Source organism: Bradyrhizobium sp. cf659 (assembly GCF_900113725.1).
Taxonomy (GTDB): Bacteria; Pseudomonadota; Alphaproteobacteria; order Rhizobiales; family Xanthobacteraceae; genus Bradyrhizobium.
Map to the genome: position 1 here is coordinate 242,089 of NZ_FOQJ01000008.1, position 22,590 is coordinate 264,678.

The window sequence follows — 22,590 nt, forward strand, 5'->3', positions numbered from 1 at the left end:
TCAGCGCTCGTCACGGAAGTGGCGGGCGCTGAAACTTTGTTGCACCGCGCCGCCGATAGCGGCATTCTTCGCCCGCGAATTTGTTCCGGGGCGGGTCACAGATGAAACGCAAGATCGCAGCGATTTTCGCAGCCGATATTGCCGGGTATTCGAGGCTGGTCGCGGAGGACGAGGAGGAGACGCTGCGGCGCCTTGCCTCCTACCGCGAAGTCATCGACGATTTCATCGCAAAGGCGAACGGCCGCATCTTCAATACCGCCGGCGATGCCGTGCTCGCGGAATTTCCGAGCGCGGTGGACGCGGTGCGCTGCGCGATCGACATCCAGGAGTCGTTGCGGACCCGCAACATGGCCTATCCGCCGAGCCGGCAGATGTCGTTCCGCATCGGCATCACCATCGGCGACGTGGTCGAACGCAACGGCGATCTGCTCGGCGACGGGGTCAACATCGCCGCGCGGCTGGAAGGCCTCGCCGAGGTCGGCGGCATCTGCGTGTCCCGTGCCGTGCACGAGCAGGTCGCCAACAAGCTGTCGGTGCAGTTCGCCGATATCGGCGCGCAGGAGGTGAAGAACATCCCGACGCCGGTGCACGCCTACATGGTGGCGATGCGGCGCGAGGACGGCACCTATTCGAAGCCGCAGCTGAAGAAGCCCGCCTCCAAGCTGGCCGCCGCGCCCGTGTGGATGTGGCCGCTGGTGGTCGCAGTCGTCTCGATCGTCGCCATCGGCGTCACCGGCTTCCTCTACAACACCAAGCTCAAGCAGACGGCGAGCGTCGCAGTGACGCCGGCCGCGACACCTAGTGCCGCGCCGAGCCCGACACCGACCCAGATCGCAAAGGCGCCGGTGACACCGATGGCGCCGCCGAACGCCGGCGCGGCGATGGCTCCGATGCCCGCGCCGTCGCCATCCGCCGCGCCGATCTCAGGCAAGTTTGCTGCCGACAGCGTGCCCTTCATCAACGAGCGCGTCCGCAACTACCTGGCTGGCGACTATTCCGCCGCCGGCGACTACAAGGCCTTCGCACTCAACATCGGCGGCTTCACCGGCTCGGCGTTGAACCAGCCGAACGAGGAGGCCGCGCGCAACGCCGCGCTCGACCAGTGCCAGAAGCGCGCCGATGCCGCGCAATCGCCGCGGCGCTGCGAGCTCTATGCGGTCGGCAACACCATCGTCTATGCGCACGGCAAGCCGCCGATGCCGCCGCAGCCCTGGGTGCGGCATGACGCCATGACCGAGCGGGCCTTCGCGTCGAAGGACTTTCCGATGGTGCGCGATCCGCAGAAAGTCCGGCTCGAGAACATGTTCGTGCCGGCGGCGAAATCCCGCTCGGTCGCGCTCGGCCCGGGCGGACAATATTTCATGGTGCTGGGCGCCTCGTCCGCCGACGACGCGGCGCGGCGCTCCCTGGAATCGTGCGGCGCGATCGCGGGCGTCGCCTGTATGATCGTCGCTGTCGACGATAATTTCGTCGTGCCGATCCCGACCCTGCTGAGGATCACCGGCTTCTTCCACGCCGCGAGCAATGCCTCGATCGTGGCCGACGCCCGCGACGAGGTCGTGCGCAAGCTCGCCGACGCCATGGGCTGGAATGCCGTCGCCGTCGGCACCGCAGGCCGCCCCGGCCTCGGCCTCGGCCTGAAGGCCGCCGACGAGCAGACCGCCGTCAACTCCGCGCTGGCCGATTGCGCCAGGCGCGACAGCGACTGCCACGTGATCGCGATCGGCCCGTTCACGGTCGGGCCGACGAATTAGCCCGGCAACCCGACTTGCTCGGGCTGCCTCTGACCGGGGCACCGCGAATGATCGCTACCTGGACCCAGGCACGGTCGGACCGCTGCATTGTGTACATGTGCAAAGCCACGTGAGTGGCGCACGTCATTTCTTCGTCAATGCCTGCTGGGCCAATCCGAATGCCTGCTTAAAGTCAGCCTCGCTGGACGGATACCAATTCATGTCCATGGATCGCTTGTCAGCCGGTGTGCCGTTGCACGTGATGACCGGGGTCTTGAACTTTCCCCGCTCGGTAAACTGCCAGAAGTGCCTGCTGGGATATTTGTCGCCTGTCTTGCCGGGCGGGTAAGCGGCGTCCTTCGGCAGGTTTGGCATCCGCCAGCCGTTTCCCGGATGGGCGTCATGCCACTTCCTTGGCTCGACAGGATATTGTGCCAGCCACAGCGAGTACTGCTTGACCAAGCTTTCGCCCTCTGCGCCCAGCATCTCCTTCCAGTAGCTCGTCCGGGTGTAGATGATCGGTATCATCGACGTTGCTTTCGCGACCGTCTCCAGCCAATCCCTGAGCCTCTGCAAACGTTCGCCCTTGGGCACATCAACCCAGCCGTCGCAAACGTAATAGACGTCACCTGCCGATGACTTCTTGATGCGGCAGGTCTGCGGGTGGGATTCGTAATAGTCGCTGTCCCTGCTGACGGGATCCTCTTCAAAATCAACGACCGGTGCGAGCTGCGCATCTTTTGGATTGACGACCGATAGGAAATGCTTGGCCTGCTTCAGGCCGTCATGACCCGCATCAGACGTCAACCAATGGTAGGATCCCCGGTAGATTTGTCCCTTCGTATGAAAGTTCGCCAAGGCTTTCCAATAAATGGGAAAGCTGACGTCTGGCTTGACCGCCCCGACACCCGTGGTCGCCTTCATGTAGACGAATCTCACGCCATGAGCGTTCGCCTTGCTCCAGTCGATCTCGCAGCGCTTGCAGTTGGGGCCGACGCAGTCCGTATTGTGATGGGAAACGTCCGCGCCATAAACGCCAGAGAAAGCCTCACCGCCCGGCTCCAGTACAAAAGGAGGTGGAGGCGGCGCCACGCTAAGCCCAGTTATCTCGGGCGGTAGCCACAGGTCGCGAAGCTCCTGAACCGAAAAAATCTCTCTCACATCATCGGCCGCCCAAACCGCGGAAGGGAGACCTCCAATCATCAACCAGACAGCAGAAATTAACAGCCTGCGAAAAGCGCGCACAATAATCTCCAATTCTATCTTTGGCGTGAACAAGCCGGATCGTAAGCGTACTTTCGAAAAGCAATGACGGTGCGCTTGCCTGCTACCGGGAACGTGCTGCCGATCGTCGAGTAGAACGTGCACTTTCCATCCGCAAACTGGACAGCATTGCATTTTGGGTCTCCGCGACACCGCGAGAGGCAGGCAGTGCTCGACGGTATGGGCGACGACATTGGGCTCGCCGCGCCATAGAAACGGGCACGGGCAATCGATTCGAACTGGTTGCAATTCTTCCTTTGATCTTCCGTTACCGGGATCGTACCGGGCGTATCCTTGACGGCCACCCTCGGCTTTCCGAAAGACTTTGGAATGCCGGTGTCCGAGGACACGTCGAACTTCAAGACGAGATCCTGAGTGGAGAAAGGCCGGCCCTTTTCCTTTGCTAGGTCAATCTCCGCTCTCTTCAAATAGCAGAACTGTGCCCACTTATCGTAGCTGAATGCCGCGCAAATCTCCGGATGCGCTCCCGTGCACTTGGCAGCACAGGCGAGAATGGATGGTGTCGGAAACGAATAATACTCGTGGCCCGGAATGTCGTAGTTCGGGCGCATTGTAAATGAGTTCAGGATATCTGACGTCGGCCGTCCTTCCGATGCTGGCGGACTTCCTTGACCCCATCCGTTAGCGACATTCTCGATGCGAACAGCATAAGAGGGATGGCTAAAGTCCTCATCTTCAGTTGCCATGGACTTCAGCGCGGCGGTCGTCTCATCGAGCGTCGCCCCCATCCGCCCGAGGGTGAATGCAGCCCAGAAGTCTGCCTCCAGTTCGAGGCCACGGCTGAACTCGCTTGAAAAGAACTGGATACAAGACTTCGGTACAGCCTGCTTGCCCTGTCGGCATACCGTCTCAACGAGATTGTGGTTCAAGGCGACGTGAGAATATTCGTGTGCGAAGATAAACACCCATTTCCAGTAACTGTCCCCTCCCTTCGGCGCTAACCGCACGGCGTCCAGAAATTCCTGAGGGAACAGCATGATGGACGTGCCATCTGGGCAAACGTCGGCTTGCGGCGCGATGCCCGCTCCCTTGATCGTCCTTATTCGTTTGAAGCGCGGATAAAACTTCCGCAATTGCGAGAAAATATTCTGGATGTCGGGATCAGCCTGCTTCTGATCATCCGGTGGCCAAAACGGCGCCGTCGCACAAAAATCCGCTGCACTATTTGCTAAAGCACCTTCGGCCGAGAAAAATAAAGCTGTGGCAGCGCATGCCGCCCGGAAAATACTGGCGAACCTCAAGGCCCTCCCCCTGCGAGACCCATGTCCAGGAATTAAAGCAAGGGTTGCGCCGACTGACAAGAACATCTTAACTGCCGCGTCCATTCGTCTCGCATGGAAGGGGGCGGCAATGTCGCGGTGGACTATCGGCGATCCTGGCGCCGACGGCCTTGCAGTCCCTTTGGTTGTGCTCGTACGGCGTCAGCCGCCGAGCTGTCCGTGCTCTCGACGATAAGCCGTCTGGAATGCGCCAATGAAAGGCTGTGCCTTCAACGAAGCGGCAATGCGATCGGGCGCGAAGGACGCCGCTTGATCTTCAGATCGCCGAGCGGAGCACGGCCCGTGTTTGCAGACGCCAAACGCGACTGTCCTCGCTTCGGAGGAACGTCAGCAAACCATCGGTGCGTCCGTCCGCCAGCACGAGGGGCGCTGGGATTTTCTGTTCGATGCTGACGGTCTGAGACCGACCGATTAGGGAACGACGGCGTTCGATTCGCGCATCGGCGAACCCTGTTGCGCCGATTGCGTGTTGCTGATCATTTCTGTCGATGTTTCAGCAACTTCGCAACGACCACCGGGGCCCCGCGCCGGCGGTGGCCGGCTACTGTGCATGGGGTTGTTTTCGACGTTTTAGTTCGCGAAGGGCGCGAACTGCTTCGCCACGGCCTGATAGACCTCGCGGCGGAACGGCACCACGAGATCGGCGACGCGATCGAGACGTTCCCAGCGCCACGCGTCGAACTCGGCGGGCTGTCCGTTCTGCGGCGTCAGCGGATCGATCTCGTCATCCTTGCCGGTGAAGCGCAGCGCGAACCACTTCTGGCGCTGGCCGCGGAATTTCGCCAGCCGGTGCGTCTGCGGTCCGTCATAGGGCGGGAATTCGTAGGTGAACCAGTCGGTCTCGCCGAGATAGCTCGCGCTGACGACATTGGTCTCCTCCCAAAGCTCGCGCATCGCCGCATCGCGCAGGTCCTCGCCCTCGTCGACGCCGCCCTGCGGCATCTGCCAGTCGAGGCCCGGCAGGATGATCTCGGGGCCGTCGCCCTTGAAGCGGTGGCCGATCAGCACGCGGCCATCGGCATTGAACAGCGCGATCCCGACATTGGGACGGTAGGGTTTGTTGTCGTTCGACATGCGGTCACTTCTCTGATCGTCATTCCGGGATGGTCCGAAAGACCAGCCTCGGAATTCCGAGATCCCGGGTTCGTGCTTCGCACGCCCCGGAGTGACGGTGCAAACTATTCCTCCGCCAGCGCGGAAAACTCCTTCACCACGCGCTCATAGACCGGGCGTTTGAACGGGATGATCAACCCGGTCAGATTCTTCATCGGCTCCCAGCGCCAGCTGACGAATTCGGCCTTGTGGCCGCCACCGCCGGGGTTTTCGACATTGATCTCGCTGTCCTTGCCGGTGAAGCGCACCGCGTACCATTTCTGGCGCTGGCCGCGGTAGCGGCCCTTCCAGGCGCGCCCCGCAACCGTGCGCGGGATGTCGTAGATCAGCCAGTCCGGAACCTCGCCGAGCCGCGCGACCGAGCGCACGCTGGTCTCCTCATAGAGCTCGCGCTTGGCGGCCTCCCAGGTGTCCTCGCCGGGATCGACGCCGCCCTGCGGCATCTGCCAGACATGGGCGTCGTTGACTTGCTCGATGCCGCCGGCGCGGCGGCCGATGAACACCAGCCCCTTCGTGTTGATCAGCATCACTCCGACGCAGGTCCGGTAGGGCAAATCCTCGTAACGCGCCATTCCGCCAGACCTCTTGCGTGCTCTCGGTAGGGCTTGACCGGCCCCGCCTGGAGCTGTGCCGTACCAATTCGTTGATTTAGCTGGATTTTGATTTCAGCATCGCGGTTGTCAATGGCACCAAAAGGATGCCCCGGTCGCCCAATGTCCTGGTCCAGGCGCCGATGCGCTCGATCGAGACGGGGAGGGCGGAGGCGGTGCCGATGGCCGCGCCGCGCTCGCGCGCCGCCGATTCGAGCTTGTTCAGCGCACGGTCGATCTCGGTCGGGGTCGGCACCACGTCGATCGCGATGTCGCCCTTGCCGAACGGCATCGCCTGGCTCGCTGCCGCCTGCGGCGCGATGCTGCGGGGCGAGGAGCCGTCGTCGAAGAAGCCGAGGCCGCGCTTGGCCGCCTCGCGGATGATCGGCTGCATCGCCGCGTCCGTCGCCACGAAGCGGGCGCCCATGAAATTGGTGATGCCGGCATAGCCCTGCATCCGGCTCAGGTGCCAGTACAGGCGGTCCATGTTCTGGTCGGCGCTGAGCGAGGTCAGCAGCGTCTGCGGGCCCGGATCGTTGTCCGGGAAGTCGTAGGGCTCCATCGGGATCTGGAGGAAGATCTCGTGGCGCTGGACGCGGGCCCGCTCGGCGAGCTTGCCGGGATCGGAGCCATAGGGCGTGAAGGCCAGCGTCACCGCGGCCGGCAGCTTCATGATCGCGTCGGTGGTCTTGGCGGCGCCGACGCCGAGCCCGCCGATCACGATCGCGACCACCGGCATCTTGGCGGCCTTGGCGCGGTCGGCGTCGGCCGCGTAGACGTTGAACGGCTTCAATCCCGCGGCGGCCACCGGGATCATGCCGTAGCGCGATTTCTCCAGCAGCTTGGGGTCGATCCCCGCCATGACGGGCGGCGGTGCGGAGGCCGCCGCATCGCCCTTGTCGGTGGCCTCACCGGCGCCGATCACCACGTCGTGGCGCGCACCGGTGGAGCCGTCGATCATGGTGACGGTCTTCTGCTCGCCGGGAGCGGCCTGCTTCGGCGCCTCCCTGGTCTCTTGCTTGCCCTCTTGCTTGCTTTCCTGGCCGTGGCCGGAGGGGGCCGGCTTCTCGTCCGTGGCTTTCGGCTCGCGGATCGCGATCCGGGTCATCGGCTCGCCGCCGAGCGGGTCCTTGTTGAAGATGGCGAAGCCGGCAAAAGTGACGAGGAACAGGCCGAGCAGCATGGCCAGCGCCTGCATGGCCGTGAACGGCAGCCGCAGCCGGCGTTTCCGGCGCGGCTTGTCCTGTCCGAGCGGGGCGCTCAGATCATCGGCCGTTTCAGTCATGCGCGATCCCGAATCACTCACCAATGACGATACCACGCCGAGGTCAAGCGACGGCAGGCCGGGATAGGCCGGGGATGCCAGGAGTTCCAAGCAAAAAGGGCGGCTCCAGGAGCCGCCCTTTGCGTTGGATCGCGCGGTACGCCGACTTGGCTCGCCGACTTAGTTCGCGGCCTTGGGCTTGTCGGTCGCGGCCTTGTCGGCACCCGGCGTGGGCGCTGCGGAGGCGCTGTTCTTGATGCCGTGGAGCAGGTCGTCGGCGAGCTTGAGCGCCTTGTCGTCCTTGGCGTCCGGCGGGACATAGGACTGCGAGCCGGTTTTCTCGTCGCCGTCGTTCTTGAGATGCCCGCGCAGCGAAGCCTCGCCCTTGGTGTCGGTGCGCGACTTCAGCTCGTCCGGCACGTCCTGGAGCACTTCGATGTCGGGCACGATGCCCTTGGCCTGGATCGACTTGCCCGACGGCGTGTAGTAGCGCGCGGTGGTCAGCCGCAGCGCGCCGTTGCCCGAGCCGAGCGGGATGATGGTCTGCACCGAGCCCTTGCCGAACGAGCGCGTGCCGACGATGGTCGCGCGCTTGTGGTCCTGGAGCGCGCCGGCGACGATTTCGGACGCCGAGGCGGAGCCGCCATTGACCAGCACGATGACCGGCTTGCCCTTGGTGAGGTCGCCGGCATGCGCGGTGCGGCGCTGGGTCTCCTCGGCATTGCGGCCGCGGGTCGACACGATCTCGCCCTTCTCCAGGAACGAGTCGGAGACGGTGACCGCTTCCTCGAGCAGGCCGCCCGGATTGTTGCGGAGGTCGATGATGTAACCCTTCAGCTTGTCGCCGATCTGATTCGAGAGGTTGGCGACCTCGCGCTTCAGACCTTCGGTGGTCTGCTCGTTGAAGGTGGTGATGCGGATATAGCCGATGTCGTCGGCCTCGATGCGGGCGCGCACCGAGCGGACGCGGATGTTGTCGCGCACCAAGGTGACGTCGAGCGGATTGTCCTGGCCCTTGCGGATGATCTTGAGCTTGATCTTGGTGTTGACCGGACCGCGCATCTTCTCGACCGCCTGGTTCAGGGTCAGGCCCTGCACCGCTTCGTCGTCGAGATTGGTGATGATGTCGTTGGCCATGATGCCGGCGCGCGAGGCCGGCGTGTCGTCGATCGGCGAGACGACCTTGATCAGGCCGTCTTCCATCGTGACCTCGATGCCGAGGCCGCCGAACTCACCGCGGGTCTGCACCTGCATGTCGCGGAAGCTCTTGGCGTCCATGTAGCTCGAATGCGGATCGAGGCCGGTGAGCATGCCGCTGATGGCGGATTCGATCAGCTTGGTGTCGTCGGGCTTCTCGACATAGTCGGAGCGCACGCGCTCGAAGACGTCGCCGAACAGATTGAGCTGGCGATAGGTGTCCGCGGTGGCGGCTCGCGCGCTGGAGCCCATGAAGACCGCGCGCGGCTGGGTCACGAACAGCGTCAGTGCCGCACCGGTGGCCGCGCTGAGGAGGATAACTGAAGTCTTGCGCATCATCCGCGAACCTTCTCGCCTTCATTTGCGGCCCACCATGGGCCTGGATCGATTGGAGTGCCGTCTTTGCGGAACTCGACATACAGCACAGGTTGACTCGCGTTCGTGGCGAGAATGGAGGCGACTTGAGAGGTCGACCCCATGGTCGCGACCGGCTCCCCCGTGAGCACAAACTGTCCGATGTTGACCGAAATGCGCTCCATCCCGGCGATCAGGACATGATACCCGCCCCCGGCGTTGAGGATCAAGAGTTGTCCATAGCTGCGGAACGGGCCGGCATAGACCACCCAGCCGTCACACGGCGTCGTGACCTGGGAGCCGGGCTTGGTCGCGAGCGAAATGCCCTTCTGGACCCCGCCGACCCCATCGGAACCGCCAAAGTCCCTGATCTTGTTACCGTTAACCGGAAGAGGCAGCAGGCCCTTGGCGGACGCGAAGGCGATTGCGGGGGTGGTCCGGGAGCGGTCCTTGAAAGCGGCCGGGCCGGACTTGGCACTGGCGGCGGCTTTTGCCTCGGCCTGCCTGGCGGCCTCAGCCGCCTTCTCGGCCGCCTTGGCGGCGCTTTGCAGGTCCTGCTCCATCTTGGTGATCAGCCCCTGGAGATCGCCGACCTGCCTTGAAAGCATGATGGCGCGCGAGTTCTCGGCATCCAGATCCTTTTCGCGCGCGGCCTGCTGGCGCTGCCGCTCGTCGACCAGGGCGGCGAGCCGGCTCTGGTCGTCGCGGACCCTGTCGCGGTCGCCGGCGAGCTGATCGCGTTCGGTGGCGATGTTCTTGCGCAGAGCCACGAGCTCGCCGAGCTCGCTCGCGATCTTTTCGGCGCGGCCGCGCAATTCCGGCACGACGGCGCCGAGCAGCATCGCCGTGCGCAGCGATTGCAGCGCATCTTCGGGCCGCACCAGCAGCGCCGGCGGCGTGCGCCGGCCGGCGCGCTGCAAGGCCGCCAGCACCTCGACGATGTCGGCGCGGCGCGAATCAAGTGACGTACGCATCTGCTGCTCACGGCCGTTCAGCGTCTTCAGCCGCGTTTCGGCTTCGTCGATCTTGGTCTCGACGGAGCGCACATTGGCGGCGGTGTCGATCAGCTGCTGGTTGAGCTGGGTGCGGTCCTGGCCGAGCGAGGTGATCTCGGCCTTGAGCTTGGCCTGCGCCTCTTCCGCGCTCTTCTGCCTGGCGCGCGCGGCCTCCAGCTCCTGCTCGCGCTGCTTGATCGTATCGGGCGAGACGGCTGCGGTCTGCGGTGCCGGCAGCGTCTGAGCTTGCGCGAGGCTTGCGTCCAAGACACTTGCGTCCAAGACACTTGCGCCTGTGAGGCCAGCGATCAGCAGCAGGTTGAGGACAGGCGCTCGCATCGCTTTAGGCAAAGGTGCTCGTTGTGGCGCGGATCACGCGCGGTGATAGGGATGGCCGGCCAGGATGGTGGCGGCCCGATAAAGCTGTTCCAGAAGCATGACGCGGACCATTTGGTGCGGCCAGGTCGCAGAGCCGAACGCGATCGCGAGCTTGGCCTTACGGCGCAATTCGGGCGAAAGTCCGTCCGCCCCTCCGATCACGAAGATAGTATGACCGGCACCCTCGTCGCGCCAGCGCCCGAGATGCCGTGCGAATACGGTGGAATCGAGATTCTGGCCGCGTTCGTCCAGCGCCACCAGGATCGACTTGTCCGGGATATGCGCGGAGATCGCCGCAGCCTCTTCGGCCATCCGCGTCGCGGTGTCGCGCGCGCGGCTCTCGGGGATTTCGTGGATCGACAGCTCGCGGAATCCGAGCTTGCGGCCGGCCTCGTCGAACCGCTCGAAATAGCGGTCGGCAAGCTCCCGTTCGGGGCCCTGCTTCAGCCGGCCCACCGCAATGACAGCAACACGCATGATATCTTCAGGGTCGCGTTTTCAAGACCGCGCGCAATATGCGCGCGCACGACGCTAGCATGCGCGTCAGCCGATTCGAAATCGGCTCAGTGAGCCTAGATCGCCTTCGCCGCCCCTGGGCCCTGCGTGTACAATCTCTCGAGATTGTAGAACTCGCGGACCTCGGGTCTGAACACGTGCACGATCACATCGCCGGAATCGATCAGCACCCAGTCGCAATTGGGCAAGCCCTCGACGTGGATGCTCTTGATGCCGTTTTCCTTGAGGCTTTTCGTGACGTTTTCCGCGATCGCGCCGACGTGCCGGTTGGCCCGGCCCGTGGTGACGATCATGTAGTCGGAATACGCCGATTTGCCGCGAAGGTCGATGGTGACCGTCTCTTCCGCCTTCATGTCCTCGAGGCGGGAGAGGATCAGGCTCAGCGTCTTGTCGGCGTCGGGTTGCGCCTTCAAGGCCGCAGCTTTGGTCGATGTTTTACGCGTAGGCTTAGCAACCTTGGGTAAAACAGACTTGGACAATACAGATGTGGCCAGGGACCATTCCTTTCACTGTATCGCGAGAGCCGAATCCGGCCCTCACTGGTTACACTACATCATGTGGGGTTAAGGGTTTCAATATGCCAGAGAGCCCCAAGCCACACTACGCCCGCACAAGTCTGTCTCACTTCGTACCTTTCCAGCTCCCGTCCGGGTTCCGCAGGCCCGTCGAGGACAGGTTCAGCTTCAATCCGGTGAGGAAGACCCAGGCCGGCGCCGGCCGGTCCGCAAGCAACGCCGCCTCATTCTCGGGCAGGCGGTAACGCGATAACGCCTTGGCGGCCGGTGAAGCGAGGGCACGGAAACTCTGTGGCGGGCGATCGATCACCGCAATCGGCATCTGGCCGGCGATGCGCCGCCAGTCCTGCCAACGGTGGAATTGAGCGAGGTTGTCGGCGCCCATGATCCAGACAAAGCGCAGGCCGCGGAGGCGGCGGCGCAAGGTGTTGATCGTGTCGATAGTGTAGCGCGTGCGAATGACGGATTCGAGACAGCTCACCTCGATCCTGGGATCGTTGGCGACGTCGCGCGCGGCCTGCATGCGCGCGCCGAGCTCATGCAGCGTGCCGTTCTCCTTGAGCGGATTGCCCGGCGTCACCAGCCACCAGACGCGATCAAGCTGCAATCGCTTCAGCGCGAACTGACTGATCGCGCGATGCGCCTGATGCGGCGGATTGAACGAGCCGCCGAGCAGGCCGACGCGCATGCCCGGTGTCGAGGGCGGGATCGCTTGCGCCACGAAACGCGGCACGACGAAATTGTTGCTCAATTGCCCGCGCCTCGCGACGTTACCTACGGCCGCGTCTGCCCGGTGCCATGAACGCGATACTTGAAGCTCGTCAACTGCTCGGCGCCGACAGGGCCGCGGGCATGGAACCTGCCGGTGGCGATGCCGATCTCGGCACCGAAGCCGAACTCGCCGCCATCGGCGAACTGCGTCGAGGCGTTGTGCAGCACGATGGCGGAATCGACCTCGCTCAGGAATTTCTTCGCGGCAGCCTCGTTCTCGCTCACGATCGCATCGGTGTGATGCGAGCCGTGGTTCTGGATATGCGCGATCGCGCCGTCGACGCCGTCGACCACCTTCGCCGCGATGATCGCGTCGAGATATTCGGTGTCCCAATCGTCGTCGTTCGCAGGTTTCACGCGCGTGTCCGTCTTCTGCACGGCGTCGTCGCCGCGCACTTCGCAGCCGGCCTCGATCAGCATCTCGACCAGCGGCTTCAGGCTCGTTGCGGCAGCTGCGCGATCGACCAGCAGCGTCTCGGCTGCACCGCAGACGCCGGTGCGACGCATCTTGGCGTTGAGCACGATCGATTTCGCCATGGCGAGGTCGGCGCTGCCATCGACATAGACGTGGTTGACGCCTTCGAGATGCGCGAACACCGGCACGCGCGCCTCCTGCTCGACGCGCGCGACGAGGCTCTTGCCTCCGCGCGGCACGATCACGTCGATCGCACCGTTCAATCCCGACAGCATCATGCCGACCGCCGCGCGGTCGCGCGTCGGCACCAGCGTGATCGCGGCTTCGGGCAGGCCGGCTTCGCGCAGGCCCTGCACCAGGCATTCGTGGATGGCGCGGCAGGAGCGGAAACTGTCGGAGCCGCCGCGCAGGATCACGGCATTGCCCGACTTCAGGCACAGTACGCCAGCGTCGGCCGCGACATTGGGCCGGCTTTCGAAGATCACGCCGACGACGCCGAGCGGCACGCGCACGCGCTCGATGGTCATGCCGTTCGGCCGCTGCCAGCTCTCGGTGACGAGTCCGACCGGATCGGCGATGCCGCGCACGATGCCGATGCCCTCGGCCATCGCTTCGACGCGCGCCGGCGTCAGCGTCAGGCGGTCGATGAAGGAGGAGGTCGCATTGCCGGAGGCGCGCGCCTCCGCAACGTCCTCGGCATTGGCGGCGAGAATCGTCGCCGCGTTCGCGCGGATCGCCCGCTCCATGGCCTCGAGCGCCCGGTTCTTCTGCTCCGGCGGCGCCAGCGCCAGCACGCGCGCGGCAGCGCGGGCACGGGTGGCGAGATCGGACATCAGCGCCTGGAGATCGGCATTGCCGTCGACGGCTTTGAGGGGGGCGGCCATTGGGGTTTCAACCTTCTGCTAAGGCAGTGTCCTAGCACGGAAATCCCGGGTTTGGCGAGGCTGGGAATCAAGCGGGCAGGGGGCCGCAAGGCCGGTGCGGGCCGGCACGAATTCGCACGGCGGCGCCGGAAAAACACCCGTCTGTCAGTGGCGCCCCAGCCGATGAAGCAGGTCGTCCGGTCCCGGCTCCTCGCCATGATCCCTGATCCAGGTTGCCGACATGCTCCTGATCTCGCCCGGGGTCAGTCCAAACTGCCGGCGAAAGGCGCGGACGAATGTGGAGTCGCTGCTGAATTGCAGATCGACGGCAAGATCGATCAGGCGCCGGCCTCGCGACGCCGGCGAGATCAGCAGCATCAAGGCGCGATTGAGCCTTTGCTCCTGCACGTAGCGTGCGAGACCCCGTCGTCCTCGAACAGGCGATAAAGGCTGGCCCGGGAGATCTGGAAGCGGCGGCAGAGCTCTTGGGCCGTGAGCGCTTCGATGTCGAGATTGGCCGCGATGTGGCGCTTGATCATCGCGAGATACAGATGCCGCTCGGCCCGCTCGACGGCGCCGTCCACGTCGGCCGCGCTGCCGGCGGCCCCGGCGATGATATCGGTCATGGCCTCGATTGTGGCCTCGATCGTGGCGTTGGGGTCGCCGGTGCCCGGCTCGGTCGGCCGCCAAAGCGCGGCAAACTGGCTTGCCAGAAGGCGGGCGTGGAGGTGTCCGGCCGGCAGGGATGACGCCGTCGCCGAGTCCGGATGGGCCAGCCGCGGCGCCAGCAGCGGACGCGGCAGGATCAGCGCCATGTGGTGGGCGCGCGCGTCGTCCGCTCCCGTCAGCACGGTGCGGTTCGGTTGCGCCATGTCGATCAGGCAGATGTCGCCAGGCCGCAGCGTCACCTCGCGGCGTCCCGAGGCGAACTGCATTTCGCCCTGCAGGCAGAGGATGACTTGATAATGATCGAGGCCGCCGCGCGCGACGTGCGCGGGTGTCCTGTCGTATTTCAGCGCGGTCGCAAAGGATTCGACCAGCAAGGCATTGCCCAACGCCATTGTCGCCGTGGAAACATGGAAATCATCATCGGCGGTCAGCGGAATGACGTCGCAGATACCCGATGTTGCCGCCCGCAGTTGTGCGAGCGCTGACGCGCCGCGCCCGGTCTCGTCGGCCGGCATGGTCTCGCTCATTCGTACCTCGTGGACATCGCGCTTCGACAACGACAAGGCCGCACACAGCGTGGACCGATGCGAACGCCGATATCGGCAGCATTCATTAACGATCCGAAAATCGCGTCGCAAGCAACACTACCCTGGTGAGGTCGTGCGAGGCTGGCGCAGCCGAGCGGCTCTGTGCTCCGCGTGCATCAGCATCCGGTGAAATCATCGCGTGAGACGCTGAGCACATCGCCCGCATAGACAACCTGTTACCCCTCTGCGGCGTCTTACGACGTCGCGAATGCCCGACTTGCAGGCAGGCGCGGCAATGCTTCCGCTTGAGGTTCGCGACATTGAAGTCCACCGGACTGCCGCTGCGCTTCGCGCTTCTCGCCACTACGCTCGGTCTCGCCTGCGAGGCAAACGCAGCCACGCTGTTCGTGATGACCACGGCCGATAGCGGCGCCGGGAGCCTGCGGGCGGCGATCACCAGCGCCGGCAATGGCGACACCATCATGTTCCAGACCGGCGGCACCATCACGCTTGCGAGCGAGCTGCCTGTCATCACCAGGAACCTGACCATCGATGGCAACGGCAACAACCCCGTCATCAGCGGCGCCGGGACCTATCGTCCGTTCTTCATTGGCGATGCCGGGACAACCGGTTCGACCTATTCGGTCACGATCGCGAATCTTTCCATCGCCAACGCGGCGGCGCAGGGCGGTCTGGGCATCGACGGTGGTGGCGGCGGCGCCGGTCTCGGCGGCGCGGTGTTCGTGTCGAGCAACGGCGCGCTGACGCTCAGCAATGTGAGCCTGAGCAACAACCAGGCGAGCGGGGGCGCGGGCGGCGCCTTCACCAACAACCTGGCCGGCGGCGGCGGCGGTATGGGAGGAAATGGCGGAAGCAGCTCGAGTTCAGCCGGTAACGGCGGCGGCGGGCTGGCCGTCGGCAGCAATAGCGTGAGCGGTCTTGGCACCAATGGCGGCGGCACCAACGGCGGTATAGGCACGACCAGCAGCGGCGGCACCGGGGGTAACGGAGGGTTCGGTGGCGGCGGTGGCGGTGGCGACAATAGTCTTACGCCAGGCAACACGCAGGGCGGCAACGGAGGGTTCGGCGGCGGTGGTGGCGGCGGCTCCAACTTCGTCGGTGACCAGGCTATCGGCGGCGCGGGCGGGTATGGCGGCGGCGGCGGCGGCGCATATAGCGGAGTTAGCGCCGCCGGTGGCAATGGCGGTTTCGGTGGCGGCGGCGCCGCTGCTTACTCAACGACGCGCACCGGCGGCGCCGGTGGCTTCGGTGCAGGAGCCGCGAATGTCAGTCTGCTCGTCGCGGGCGGCGCGGGCGGCGGCGGCGGGCTCGGCGCCGGCGGCGCGGTCTATGTCCAGACCGGCGGTACCGTCACGGTCACCGGCTCGTTGACCGTCAATGGCAACGGCGTTGCCGGCGGTGGTGGTGGCGGCGGCTACGGCGATCCAGGCAGCGCCTTCGGGTCCGGCATCTTCTTCCAGGGCACCGGCGGCACCCCGACCACACTCGCCTTTGGCGCCGGCAGCCAGTCGATTGCGAACGGAATTGCCGACTACATCGGCTCGGGCGGCACCAATCCCGGCGGCGGCACCAACGCCGCGGACCAGGGCGGCAGCGTCGCGCTCACCAAGAGCGGCGGCGGCACTCTCACCCTTGCCGGCCCCAACACCTATAGCGGTGGCACCACCATCAACGAGGGCACGACGCTCGTCGTCGGCAATTCCGGCGCGCTCGGTAGCGGCGCGCTGACGCTCAACGGCGGCGTCACCGGCGTCACCGTGAACTTCGACGGCAGCTTCACTATCGCCAACGACATCACGGCAACCGGCGATCCGACCTACAACGTTCTCACCGGCAACACCGTCAACCTGAGCGGCGTGCTGTCGGGGTCGGGCGATGTCGTCGTCAACAACCAGAGCGGCTATGCCGGAACGCTCGTCCTGTCGGGTCTGAACACGTATAACGGCCCGACCGTGGTCGAGGCCGGCACGCTGCAGGCCGGCTCGACCAGCGCCTTCGGCAACAATTCCGCAATGACGGTTTTGGGCGGCGCGGTGCTCGACCTCGGCGGATTCTCCAACGCCGTGGGATCGCTGGCCGGCGCCGGCACCGTGACCAACAGCGGCGGCGCCGCCGTCCTGACCGCCGGCGGGGACAATAGCTCGACGGTGTTCTCCGGTACGATTCAGGACGGCACGGGAGCGATGGCGCTGACCAAGACCGGCAGCGGCCTGCTGTTGCTCACCGGTGTCAACACCTACAGCGGCGCAACCCTTGTCGGCGGCGGCGAGCTGCGGGTGAATGGCTCGATTGCGTCGTCGGGCCTGACCACGATCGGCAGCGGTGCCATCCTCAGCGGCAGCGGCACGCTCGGCAATACGCTGATCCAGGGCGGAGCGATCTTCGCGCCCGGCTCGGGGACGCCGGGCAGCGCAACGACGATTGCCGGCAATCTCGCCTTCCAGTCGGGAGCGGTCTATCTGGTGCAACTCAATCCGAGCGCTACGACCGGCGCCATCGTCACCGGCAGTGCGACGCTCGCGGGCGGCGTGACCGCGGCGTTTGCGTCCGGAACGTATCTCACCCGCAGCTATTCGATCCTTCATGCGGGGGCGATCAGTGGCAATTTTACCGCCTTCTCCACCGTCGCCCTGCCGGCCGGATTCAGCGCCGGCCTGCGGACCACGGCAACCGACGTGCTGATCGACCTGACGGCGCAACTCGGTGCGCTTTCTCCCGGCGGGTTGAACCGCAATCAGCGAAACGTCGCCGATGCGCTCAACGGCTTCTTCAATGGCGGCGGAACGCTGCCGCCCGGCTTCGTCGCGCTGTTCGGGCTGACTGGCACGCCGCTGGCGGGCGCACTGACCCAGCTCTCCGGCGAAACCGCGACCGGCGCGCAGCAGACGACCTTCGATGCCATGGACCAGTTTCTCACCGTGCTCACCGATCCCTTTGTCGACGGTCGCGGTTCGCGCGGCGCTGATGCCGATGGTGCGATCGGCTATGCCGCCGCGGCCGGCGAGCGCCGCGGCGCCGAGCGCGAGGCCTACGGCATGATGACCAAGGCGCCGTCGCGCGCGAGCTTCGATTCGCGCTGGAGCGTTTGGGCCGCGGGCTTTGGCGGGTCGCAGACGACCGACGGCAATGCGGTGACCGGCTCCAACACCGCCACCAGTCGCGTGGCCGGCACCGCCGTCGGTGCGGTTGTATGGCTGTCGCCGCGCACGGTCGCCGGCTTCGCGCTGGCCGGTGGTGGAACGAGCTTCAACGTCGCCGCGGGCGGCAGCGGTCGCTCCGATCTGTTCCAGGTCGGCGCTTTCGTGCGGCATACCGCCGGGCCGTCCTATGTCACCGCGGCGCTCGCCTATGGCTGGCAGGACGTCACCACCGACCGCACCGTCTCCGTGAACGGCAGCGAGCGGCTGCGGGCGCAATTCGATGCCAATGCCTTTTCCGCACGCGGCGAGGCCGGCTACCGTTTCGCGGCGCGATGGCTCGGCGTCACGCCTTATGCCGCCGCGCAGGTGACCGCGTTCGATCTGCCCGCCTATGCCGAGCAGGCGCTGGCCGGCTCCGGTACCTTTGCATTGAGTTACGCGGCGAGGACGGCGACTGCGACGCGCAGCGAGATAGGCTTGCGCACCGACAAGTCGCTCCTGATCGATCAGGCGGTGCTGACCGTCCGCGGCCGTGCCGCGTGGGCGCACGAATACGGCGTCGATCGCAGCATCGTCGCCACCTTTCAGGCCTTGCCCGGCGCAAGCTTCGTCGTCGGCGGCGCATCGCCCGGTCCTGACGCCGCACTGGCCAGTGCGTCCGCCGAGATCGCGTGGCGCAATGGCGTCTCGATCTCGGCGTCGTTCGAAGGGGCCTTCTCGGACGTTGTCAGGAGCTACGCCGGCAAGGGCGGCATCCGCTACGCGTGGTAGGCCATGATCGTCAGATGGGATCGGTCGGGTTCTACCCGCCCATCACCAGATCGTCGCGGTGGATCATCTCGGCGCGGCCGCTGATGCCGAGGATGGTCATCACGTCCGGAGAGGAGCGGCCCTTGATCCGCTCGGCGTCGTCGGCGTCATAGGCGATCAGGCCGCGGCCGATCTCGCTCATGTCGGGGCCGCGCACGATCACGGCATCGCCGCGGGCGAACTGGCCCTCGACCTTGGTCACGCCGGCCGGCAGCAGGCTGGCGCCGGCGCGCAGCGCCGTCACCGCGCCGGCGTCGATCGTCAGCGTGCCCTTCGGCTCCAGCGTGCCCGCGATCCAGCGCTTGCGCGAGGTGATGGGATTGGCCGGCGTCAGGAACCAGGTGCAGCGGCCGCCATTGGCGATCGCCTGGAGCGGGTGCTCGATCTTGCCGGAGGCAATCAGCATATGCGTGCCGCCGGTGGTCGCGATCTTGGCCGCCTCGACCTTGGTGCGCATGCCGCCGCGCGACAGCTCGGACTCGGCGTCGCCCGCCACCGCCTCGATCTCCGAGGAGATGCTGTCGACGACGGGAATGAGCTTTGCGTTCGGGTTGTTCTTCGGCGGGGCATCGTACAGCCCGTCGATGTCCGACAGCAGCACCAGGAGGTCGGCGCTCGCCATGGTGGCGACGCGCGCGGCGAGGCGGTCATTGTCGCCGTAGCGGATCTCGGTGGTCGCGACCGTGTCGTTCTCGTTGATCACCGGGATGGCGCGCCACTCCAGGAGCTTGCCGATGGTGGAGCGCGCATTGAGATAGCGGCGGCGCTCTTCGGTGTCCTGAAGCGTGACCAGGATCTGGCCGGAGTCGATGCCGTGCGCGCCGAGCACCTCGGACCAGATCCGCGCCAGCGCGATCTGGCCGACCGCGGCGGCGGCCTGGCTTTCCTCCAGCTTCAACGGGCCGCGCGGCAGCTTGAGCCGGCTGCGGCCGAGCGCGATCGAGCCCGAGGAGACCACGAGGACGTCGCGTCCCTCCTTGTGCAGCTTGGCCATGTCGTCGGCGAGCGCGGCGAGCCAGGACGTCCGCACCTCGCCCTTGTCGGAATCGACCAGCAGCGCGGAGCCGACCTTGACGACGATGCGGCGGAATTGACTGAGTTCGGGGCTGGCCATGTGTGTATGTGTTGGCGCGTGTGACGAATTGCTCGGTGTGGAACGGCGGAGCAGATAAGCGGCGCCGGTAAGGCCTGCTTTTGCAGCAGGACGATGGCCGGCGCAAGGCGGCGGGGATGGTAAACGGCGCAAGCTGGCTTTGTCTTCGGCCTTGTCTTGAGCACCGGTCCGGCTCTAATGCCGGCAACCAAAATGGGCTGGGAGAGGAAACGTATGGATCGCCGCAAATTCATGGCCGGATGTCTGGGGCTGCCGCTAGTCGCGCAGGCGGGCGGGGCGCAAGCGCAGGCCGGGCTGACAAAAATGATCTTTCCGTTTGCGGCGGGAGCCGGCGGCGACACGCTGTGCCGGCTGATCGCGCAGGAGATGGCGCCGGCGCTGCAACGGACCATCGTGGTCGAGAACCGCACCGGCGGTGACGGCCTGATCGGCATCAAGGCGGTGAAGGGCGCGAGCCCCGATGGCAGCATGGCGCTGGTGACGACGGGCCCGACCATGTACCTGCTGCCGATGGTGGAGGCGACACCGAGCTTCGATACGGCCAAGGATTTCATGCCGGTGTCGCTGCTGGCGCGGTTCGAGTTCGCCGTTGTGATTGGCCCGGCGATCGATGCTGCCGATTTCAAGTCATTCGTGGCGTGGCTGAAGGCGCATCCGGACAAGACGTCGTTCGGGGTGCCGAGCAACGGCACCATTCCGCATTTCATGGGCTCCAAGCTCGAGAAGGATCTCGGCATTCCCCTGACCCGCGTGCCCTATCGCGGCAGCGCGCCGATCCTCAACGATCTCATCGGCGGCCATCTGTCGTTCGGCATCGTGACATTGGCCGATGCGCTGCCGCAGCATCGCGCCAAGGGCGTGAAGATCATTGCGGTCTCGAGCGCGGAACGCTCGCCCTTTGCGCCGGAGGTTCCCACGCTGAAGGAGAGCGGCATCGATCTCGTTGCGGACGCCTGGTACGGCATGTGGCTTCCCGCCGGCAGTCCGCCGGAATTCGCCAGCAAGCTCGGCGCCGCCGCGAGCGCCGCGCTCGCCAGGCCCGAGGTGAAGGAGAAGCTCACCGCGATCGGCCTGATCCCGGTCGGCAGTGCTGCGGATGGGCTGACGAAGGAGCTCGCCGCCAACACGGCGTTCTGGCAGCCGATCGTGAAGGCGACAGGGTACAAGATCGAGAATTGAGGTCTTCTCCCTCTCCCCGCTTGCGGGGAGAGGGTCGGGGTGAGGGGGAGTCTCCGCGGGGACACCGGCAGTTGGACTCGCGGAGACTCCCCCTCACCCGCCGCGCTTCGCGCGTCGGCCTCTCCCCGCAGGCGGGGAGAGGCGAAGAGCAACTTACATCTTCGCGCGCTGCGCGATGCCATCCTTGATCGCCGCAAGCTCGGCCTCATCCCATATGCCGATCAAGACGCCGCCCTTCACCTGTAGCTGATTGTCGGCATAGGCCGCGATCTTCTCATGCGGCGTGGTGATATGGTCGTTGGGGTGCAGCGCCCAGTCGAACAGCTCCGCCTGAAGGCGCGCGATGATGCCGGCGCATTCGGGATCGTCGCCGCGATCCGAAAACTCTTCCGGATCGGTTTCGAGATCATACAGCATCGGGCGGAAGCCGGAGGCGTGGATGTATTTCCAGCGGCCGTCGAACACCATGAACAGGCGGCAGCGTTCGATCGGCTGGTTCAGTTTCAGCCGCACGTCCTGCATGGCGTAGTCGTATTCGGAGAACGCGACCTTGCGCCAGTCTGACGGCGTCGGCCCGCGCAGCAGCGGCAGCAGCGAGCGTCCTTCGAGAATGTGGCCCGGCACCTTGCCGCCGAAATAATCGACGAAGGTCGGCGCGAGATCGATTCCTTCCACCAGCGCATCGCTGCGCGTGCCGCGGGTGGCGTCGGCCTCCTTCGAGGGGTCGATGATGATCAGCGGAATCTTCGCCGACTGCTCGTGGAATAGGTCCTTCTCGCCCATCCAGTGATCGCCGAGATAGTCGCCATGATCTGATGTGAATACGATCATGGTCGTGTCCAGCAGGCCGCGCGCCTCCAGGAACTTCATCAGCACGCCCATCTGGTCGTCGATCTGGGTGATCAGGCCCATATAGGTCGGGATCACCTTCTCGCGGGCATCGTCGCGCGCCATGTTGCGGGAGTAGCGCATGTCCATATAGGCGCCGAACACCGGATGCGGGCTCGAGCGCTCGCGCTCGGAGCGGATCACCGGGATCATGTCCGCTGTCGAGTACATGCTGGCATAGGGTTCGGGTGCGATGTAGGGCCAGTGCGGCTTGATGTAGGACAGATGCAGGCACCACGGCTTGCCGTCGGTCTCGGCCTCGGTGATGAAATCCATCGCGCGCCGCGTCATGTAAGGCGTTTCGGAATGCTCCTCCGGCACGCGCGCGGCCTTGTCGGCATGCACCAGCAGCCAGCCGTTCTGCAACGAGCCGTCCTCCGCTGCGCCGGAATTGGCCCAATGCTCCCAGGGATTGGTGGCTTCGAATCCCTGCTTGCGGAGATACTCATCGTATTTCGGGCGCGGCCGTCCCGTCGGGTGCAGGCCGTCGTCGCGCTCATAGGGCTCGAAACCGCATTCGGCGACATGCACGCCGATCATCGACTCCGGCGGGATGCCGAGCGCCTTCATGCCTTCGAGGTCGGGCGCCATGTGGGTCTTGCCGACCAGCACGTTGCGCACGCCGATCTTCCTGAGGTGATCGCCGAGCGTGGGTTCGCCGACGCGGAGCGGCCAGCCGTTCCAGTGCGAGCCGTGCGAGCGCATGTAGCGGCCGGTGTAGAACGACATCCGCGAGGGCCCGCAGATCGGCGACTGCACGTAAGCCTTGCTGAAGAGCACGCCGCGCTTCGCCATGGCGTCGATGTTGGGAGTCTTCAGCGTGGGATGGCCGGTGCAGCCGAGATAGTCATAGCGAAGCTGGTCGCACATGATCCAGAGAACGTTCTTCGCGCGCGCCATGCGTCATCCCTGCTGTTTCTTGATTGTTGGATGCTGCGCTATTGGAGCGCCGGTGACAACCTGCCAGTGATGCG

At 65.4% G+C, this 22,590-nt stretch carries 18 protein-coding genes; 3 read left to right on the forward strand and 15 right to left on the reverse strand.

Going from position 1 to position 22,590, the window contains the following annotated elements; genetic code table 11:
- Positions 1 to 101: 101 nt before the first annotated feature.
- Positions 102 to 1,754, forward strand: coding sequence for an adenylate/guanylate cyclase domain-containing protein (locus tag BM118_RS28585; protein ID WP_092189583.1), 1,653 nt, complete (start codon positions 102 to 104; stop codon positions 1,752 to 1,754).
- Positions 1,755 to 1,877: 123 nt separating this feature from the next.
- Here BM118_RS28585 and BM118_RS28590 read toward each other — a convergent pair whose 3' ends face one another.
- The 13 genes from BM118_RS28590 to BM118_RS28640 all read right to left on the reverse strand — a co-directional run bounded on the left by BM118_RS28590 (position 1,878) and on the right by BM118_RS28640 (position 14,452).
- Positions 1,878 to 3,011 (reverse strand): glycoside hydrolase family 25 protein, encoded by a 1,134-nt coding sequence (locus BM118_RS28590; protein ID WP_177234769.1) that lies wholly within the window; start codon positions 3,009 to 3,011, stop codon positions 1,878 to 1,880.
- Positions 2,993 to 4,258: a PAN domain-containing protein gene (locus tag BM118_RS41765; protein WP_177234770.1), complete on the reverse strand. Its 1,266-nt coding sequence runs from the start codon at positions 4,256 to 4,258 to the stop codon at positions 2,993 to 2,995. Before BM118_RS41765 ends, BM118_RS28590 begins: the two co-directional genes overlap by 19 nt.
- A gap of 609 nt (positions 4,259 to 4,867) precedes the next feature.
- Entirely contained in the window at positions 4,868 to 5,371 is a 504-nt protein-coding gene (locus BM118_RS28595; RefSeq protein ID WP_092189587.1) for an RNA pyrophosphohydrolase, read from the reverse strand.
- Positions 5,372 to 5,475: 104 nt separating this feature from the next.
- Positions 5,476 to 5,982 (reverse strand): RNA pyrophosphohydrolase, encoded by a 507-nt coding sequence (locus BM118_RS28600; protein ID WP_092189589.1) that lies wholly within the window; start codon positions 5,980 to 5,982, stop codon positions 5,476 to 5,478.
- 76 nt (positions 5,983 to 6,058) lie between these two features.
- On the reverse strand, positions 6,059 to 7,285 hold the full coding sequence (locus BM118_RS28605; protein WP_092189591.1) for a divergent polysaccharide deacetylase family protein: 1,227 nt from the start codon (positions 7,283 to 7,285) through the stop codon (positions 6,059 to 6,061).
- A gap of 159 nt (positions 7,286 to 7,444) precedes the next feature.
- Positions 7,445 to 8,800: a S41 family peptidase gene (locus tag BM118_RS28610; protein WP_027547555.1), complete on the reverse strand. Its 1,356-nt coding sequence runs from the start codon at positions 8,798 to 8,800 to the stop codon at positions 7,445 to 7,447.
- Positions 8,797 to 10,149, reverse strand: a complete 1,353-nt coding sequence (locus tag BM118_RS28615; protein ID WP_092189593.1) for a murein hydrolase activator EnvC family protein — start codon at positions 10,147 to 10,149, stop codon at positions 8,797 to 8,799. The genes BM118_RS28610 and BM118_RS28615 overlap by 4 nt, the downstream gene beginning before the upstream one ends.
- A gap of 33 nt (positions 10,150 to 10,182) precedes the next feature.
- A complete protein-coding gene (gene rlmH / locus BM118_RS28620) occupies positions 10,183 to 10,665 on the reverse strand; it encodes a 23S rRNA (pseudouridine(1915)-N(3))-methyltransferase RlmH (RefSeq protein WP_027547557.1) in 483 nt (160 codons plus the stop codon).
- A 95-nt stretch (positions 10,666 to 10,760) separates the two neighbouring features.
- On the reverse strand, positions 10,761 to 11,117 hold the full coding sequence (rsfS, locus tag BM118_RS28625; protein WP_027547558.1) for a ribosome silencing factor: 357 nt from the start codon (positions 11,115 to 11,117) through the stop codon (positions 10,761 to 10,763).
- 208 nt (positions 11,118 to 11,325) lie between these two features.
- Positions 11,326 to 11,970 carry a nicotinate-nucleotide adenylyltransferase gene (locus BM118_RS28630; RefSeq protein WP_177234771.1) on the reverse strand — a complete coding sequence of 215 codons (645 nt, stop codon included), beginning with the start codon at positions 11,968 to 11,970 and terminating at the stop codon, positions 11,326 to 11,328.
- Positions 11,971 to 11,993: 23 nt separating this feature from the next.
- On the reverse strand, positions 11,994 to 13,289 hold the full coding sequence (locus BM118_RS28635) for a glutamate-5-semialdehyde dehydrogenase (RefSeq protein WP_092189595.1): 1,296 nt from the start codon (positions 13,287 to 13,289) through the stop codon (positions 11,994 to 11,996).
- A gap of 144 nt (positions 13,290 to 13,433) precedes the next feature.
- Positions 13,434 to 13,646: a helix-turn-helix transcriptional regulator gene (locus BM118_RS42450; RefSeq protein ID WP_244550266.1), complete on the reverse strand. Its 213-nt coding sequence runs from the start codon at positions 13,644 to 13,646 to the stop codon at positions 13,434 to 13,436.
- Positions 13,646 to 14,452, reverse strand: coding sequence for an AraC-like ligand-binding domain-containing protein (locus BM118_RS28640; RefSeq protein ID WP_244550263.1), 807 nt, complete (start codon positions 14,450 to 14,452; stop codon positions 13,646 to 13,648). The genes BM118_RS42450 and BM118_RS28640 overlap by 1 nt, the downstream gene beginning before the upstream one ends.
- A 332-nt stretch (positions 14,453 to 14,784) precedes the next feature.
- Here BM118_RS28640 and BM118_RS28645 point away from each other — a divergent pair, with 332 nt between their 5' ends.
- Entirely contained in the window at positions 14,785 to 18,396 is a 3,612-nt protein-coding gene (locus tag BM118_RS28645) for an autotransporter domain-containing protein (protein WP_092189597.1), read from the forward strand.
- A 31-nt stretch (positions 18,397 to 18,427) separates the two neighbouring features.
- Here the strand turns inward: BM118_RS28645 and proB are convergent, their stop codons facing one another.
- Entirely contained in the window at positions 18,428 to 19,549 is a 1,122-nt protein-coding gene (gene proB / locus BM118_RS28650) for a glutamate 5-kinase (RefSeq protein WP_092189599.1), read from the reverse strand.
- A gap of 213 nt (positions 19,550 to 19,762) precedes the next feature.
- Between proB and BM118_RS28655 the strand changes: the two genes are divergently transcribed.
- Entirely contained in the window at positions 19,763 to 20,728 is a 966-nt protein-coding gene (locus tag BM118_RS28655; protein WP_177234772.1) for a Bug family tripartite tricarboxylate transporter substrate binding protein, read from the forward strand.
- A gap of 153 nt (positions 20,729 to 20,881) precedes the next feature.
- On the opposite strand, the gene BM118_RS28660 is transcribed toward BM118_RS28655, so the two are convergent.
- Positions 20,882 to 22,516 (reverse strand): alkaline phosphatase family protein, encoded by a 1,635-nt coding sequence (locus BM118_RS28660; protein WP_092189603.1) that lies wholly within the window; start codon positions 22,514 to 22,516, stop codon positions 20,882 to 20,884.
- Between the last annotated feature and the right edge of the window lie 74 nt (positions 22,517 to 22,590).

Excerpts from the sequence above, each read along its gene's own strand:
- BM118_RS28585 (WP_092189583.1), top strand. The coding sequence starts at position 102 with ATGAAACGCAAGATCGCAGCGATTTTCGCAGCCGATATTGCCGGGTAT.
- BM118_RS28595 (WP_092189587.1), bottom strand. The coding sequence starts at position 5,371 with ATGTCGAACGACAACAAACCCTACCGTCCCAATGTCGGGATCGCGCTG.
- BM118_RS28600 (WP_092189589.1), bottom strand. The coding sequence starts at position 5,982 with ATGGCGCGTTACGAGGATTTGCCCTACCGGACCTGCGTCGGAGTGATG.
- BM118_RS28605 (WP_092189591.1), bottom strand. The coding sequence starts at position 7,285 with ATGACTGAAACGGCCGATGATCTGAGCGCCCCGCTCGGACAGGACAAG.
- BM118_RS28610 (WP_027547555.1), bottom strand. The coding sequence starts at position 8,800 with ATGATGCGCAAGACTTCAGTTATCCTCCTCAGCGCGGCCACCGGTGCG.
- BM118_RS28615 (WP_092189593.1), bottom strand. The coding sequence starts at position 10,149 with ATGCGAGCGCCTGTCCTCAACCTGCTGCTGATCGCTGGCCTCACAGGC.
- rlmH (WP_027547557.1), bottom strand. The coding sequence starts at position 10,665 with ATGCGTGTTGCTGTCATTGCGGTGGGCCGGCTGAAGCAGGGCCCCGAA.
- BM118_RS28635 (WP_092189595.1), bottom strand. The coding sequence starts at position 13,289 with ATGGCCGCCCCCCTCAAAGCCGTCGACGGCAATGCCGATCTCCAGGCG.
- BM118_RS42450 (WP_244550266.1), bottom strand. The coding sequence starts at position 13,646 with ATGCTGCTGATCTCGCCGGCGTCGCGAGGCCGGCGCCTGATCGATCTT.
- BM118_RS28640 (WP_244550263.1), bottom strand. The coding sequence starts at position 14,452 with ATGCCGGCCGACGAGACCGGGCGCGGCGCGTCAGCGCTCGCACAACTG.
- proB (WP_092189599.1), bottom strand. The coding sequence starts at position 19,549 with ATGGCCAGCCCCGAACTCAGTCAATTCCGCCGCATCGTCGTCAAGGTC.
- BM118_RS28655 (WP_177234772.1), top strand. The coding sequence starts at position 19,763 with ATGGATCGCCGCAAATTCATGGCCGGATGTCTGGGGCTGCCGCTAGTC.
- BM118_RS28660 (WP_092189603.1), bottom strand. The coding sequence starts at position 22,516 with ATGGCGCGCGCGAAGAACGTTCTCTGGATCATGTGCGACCAGCTTCGC.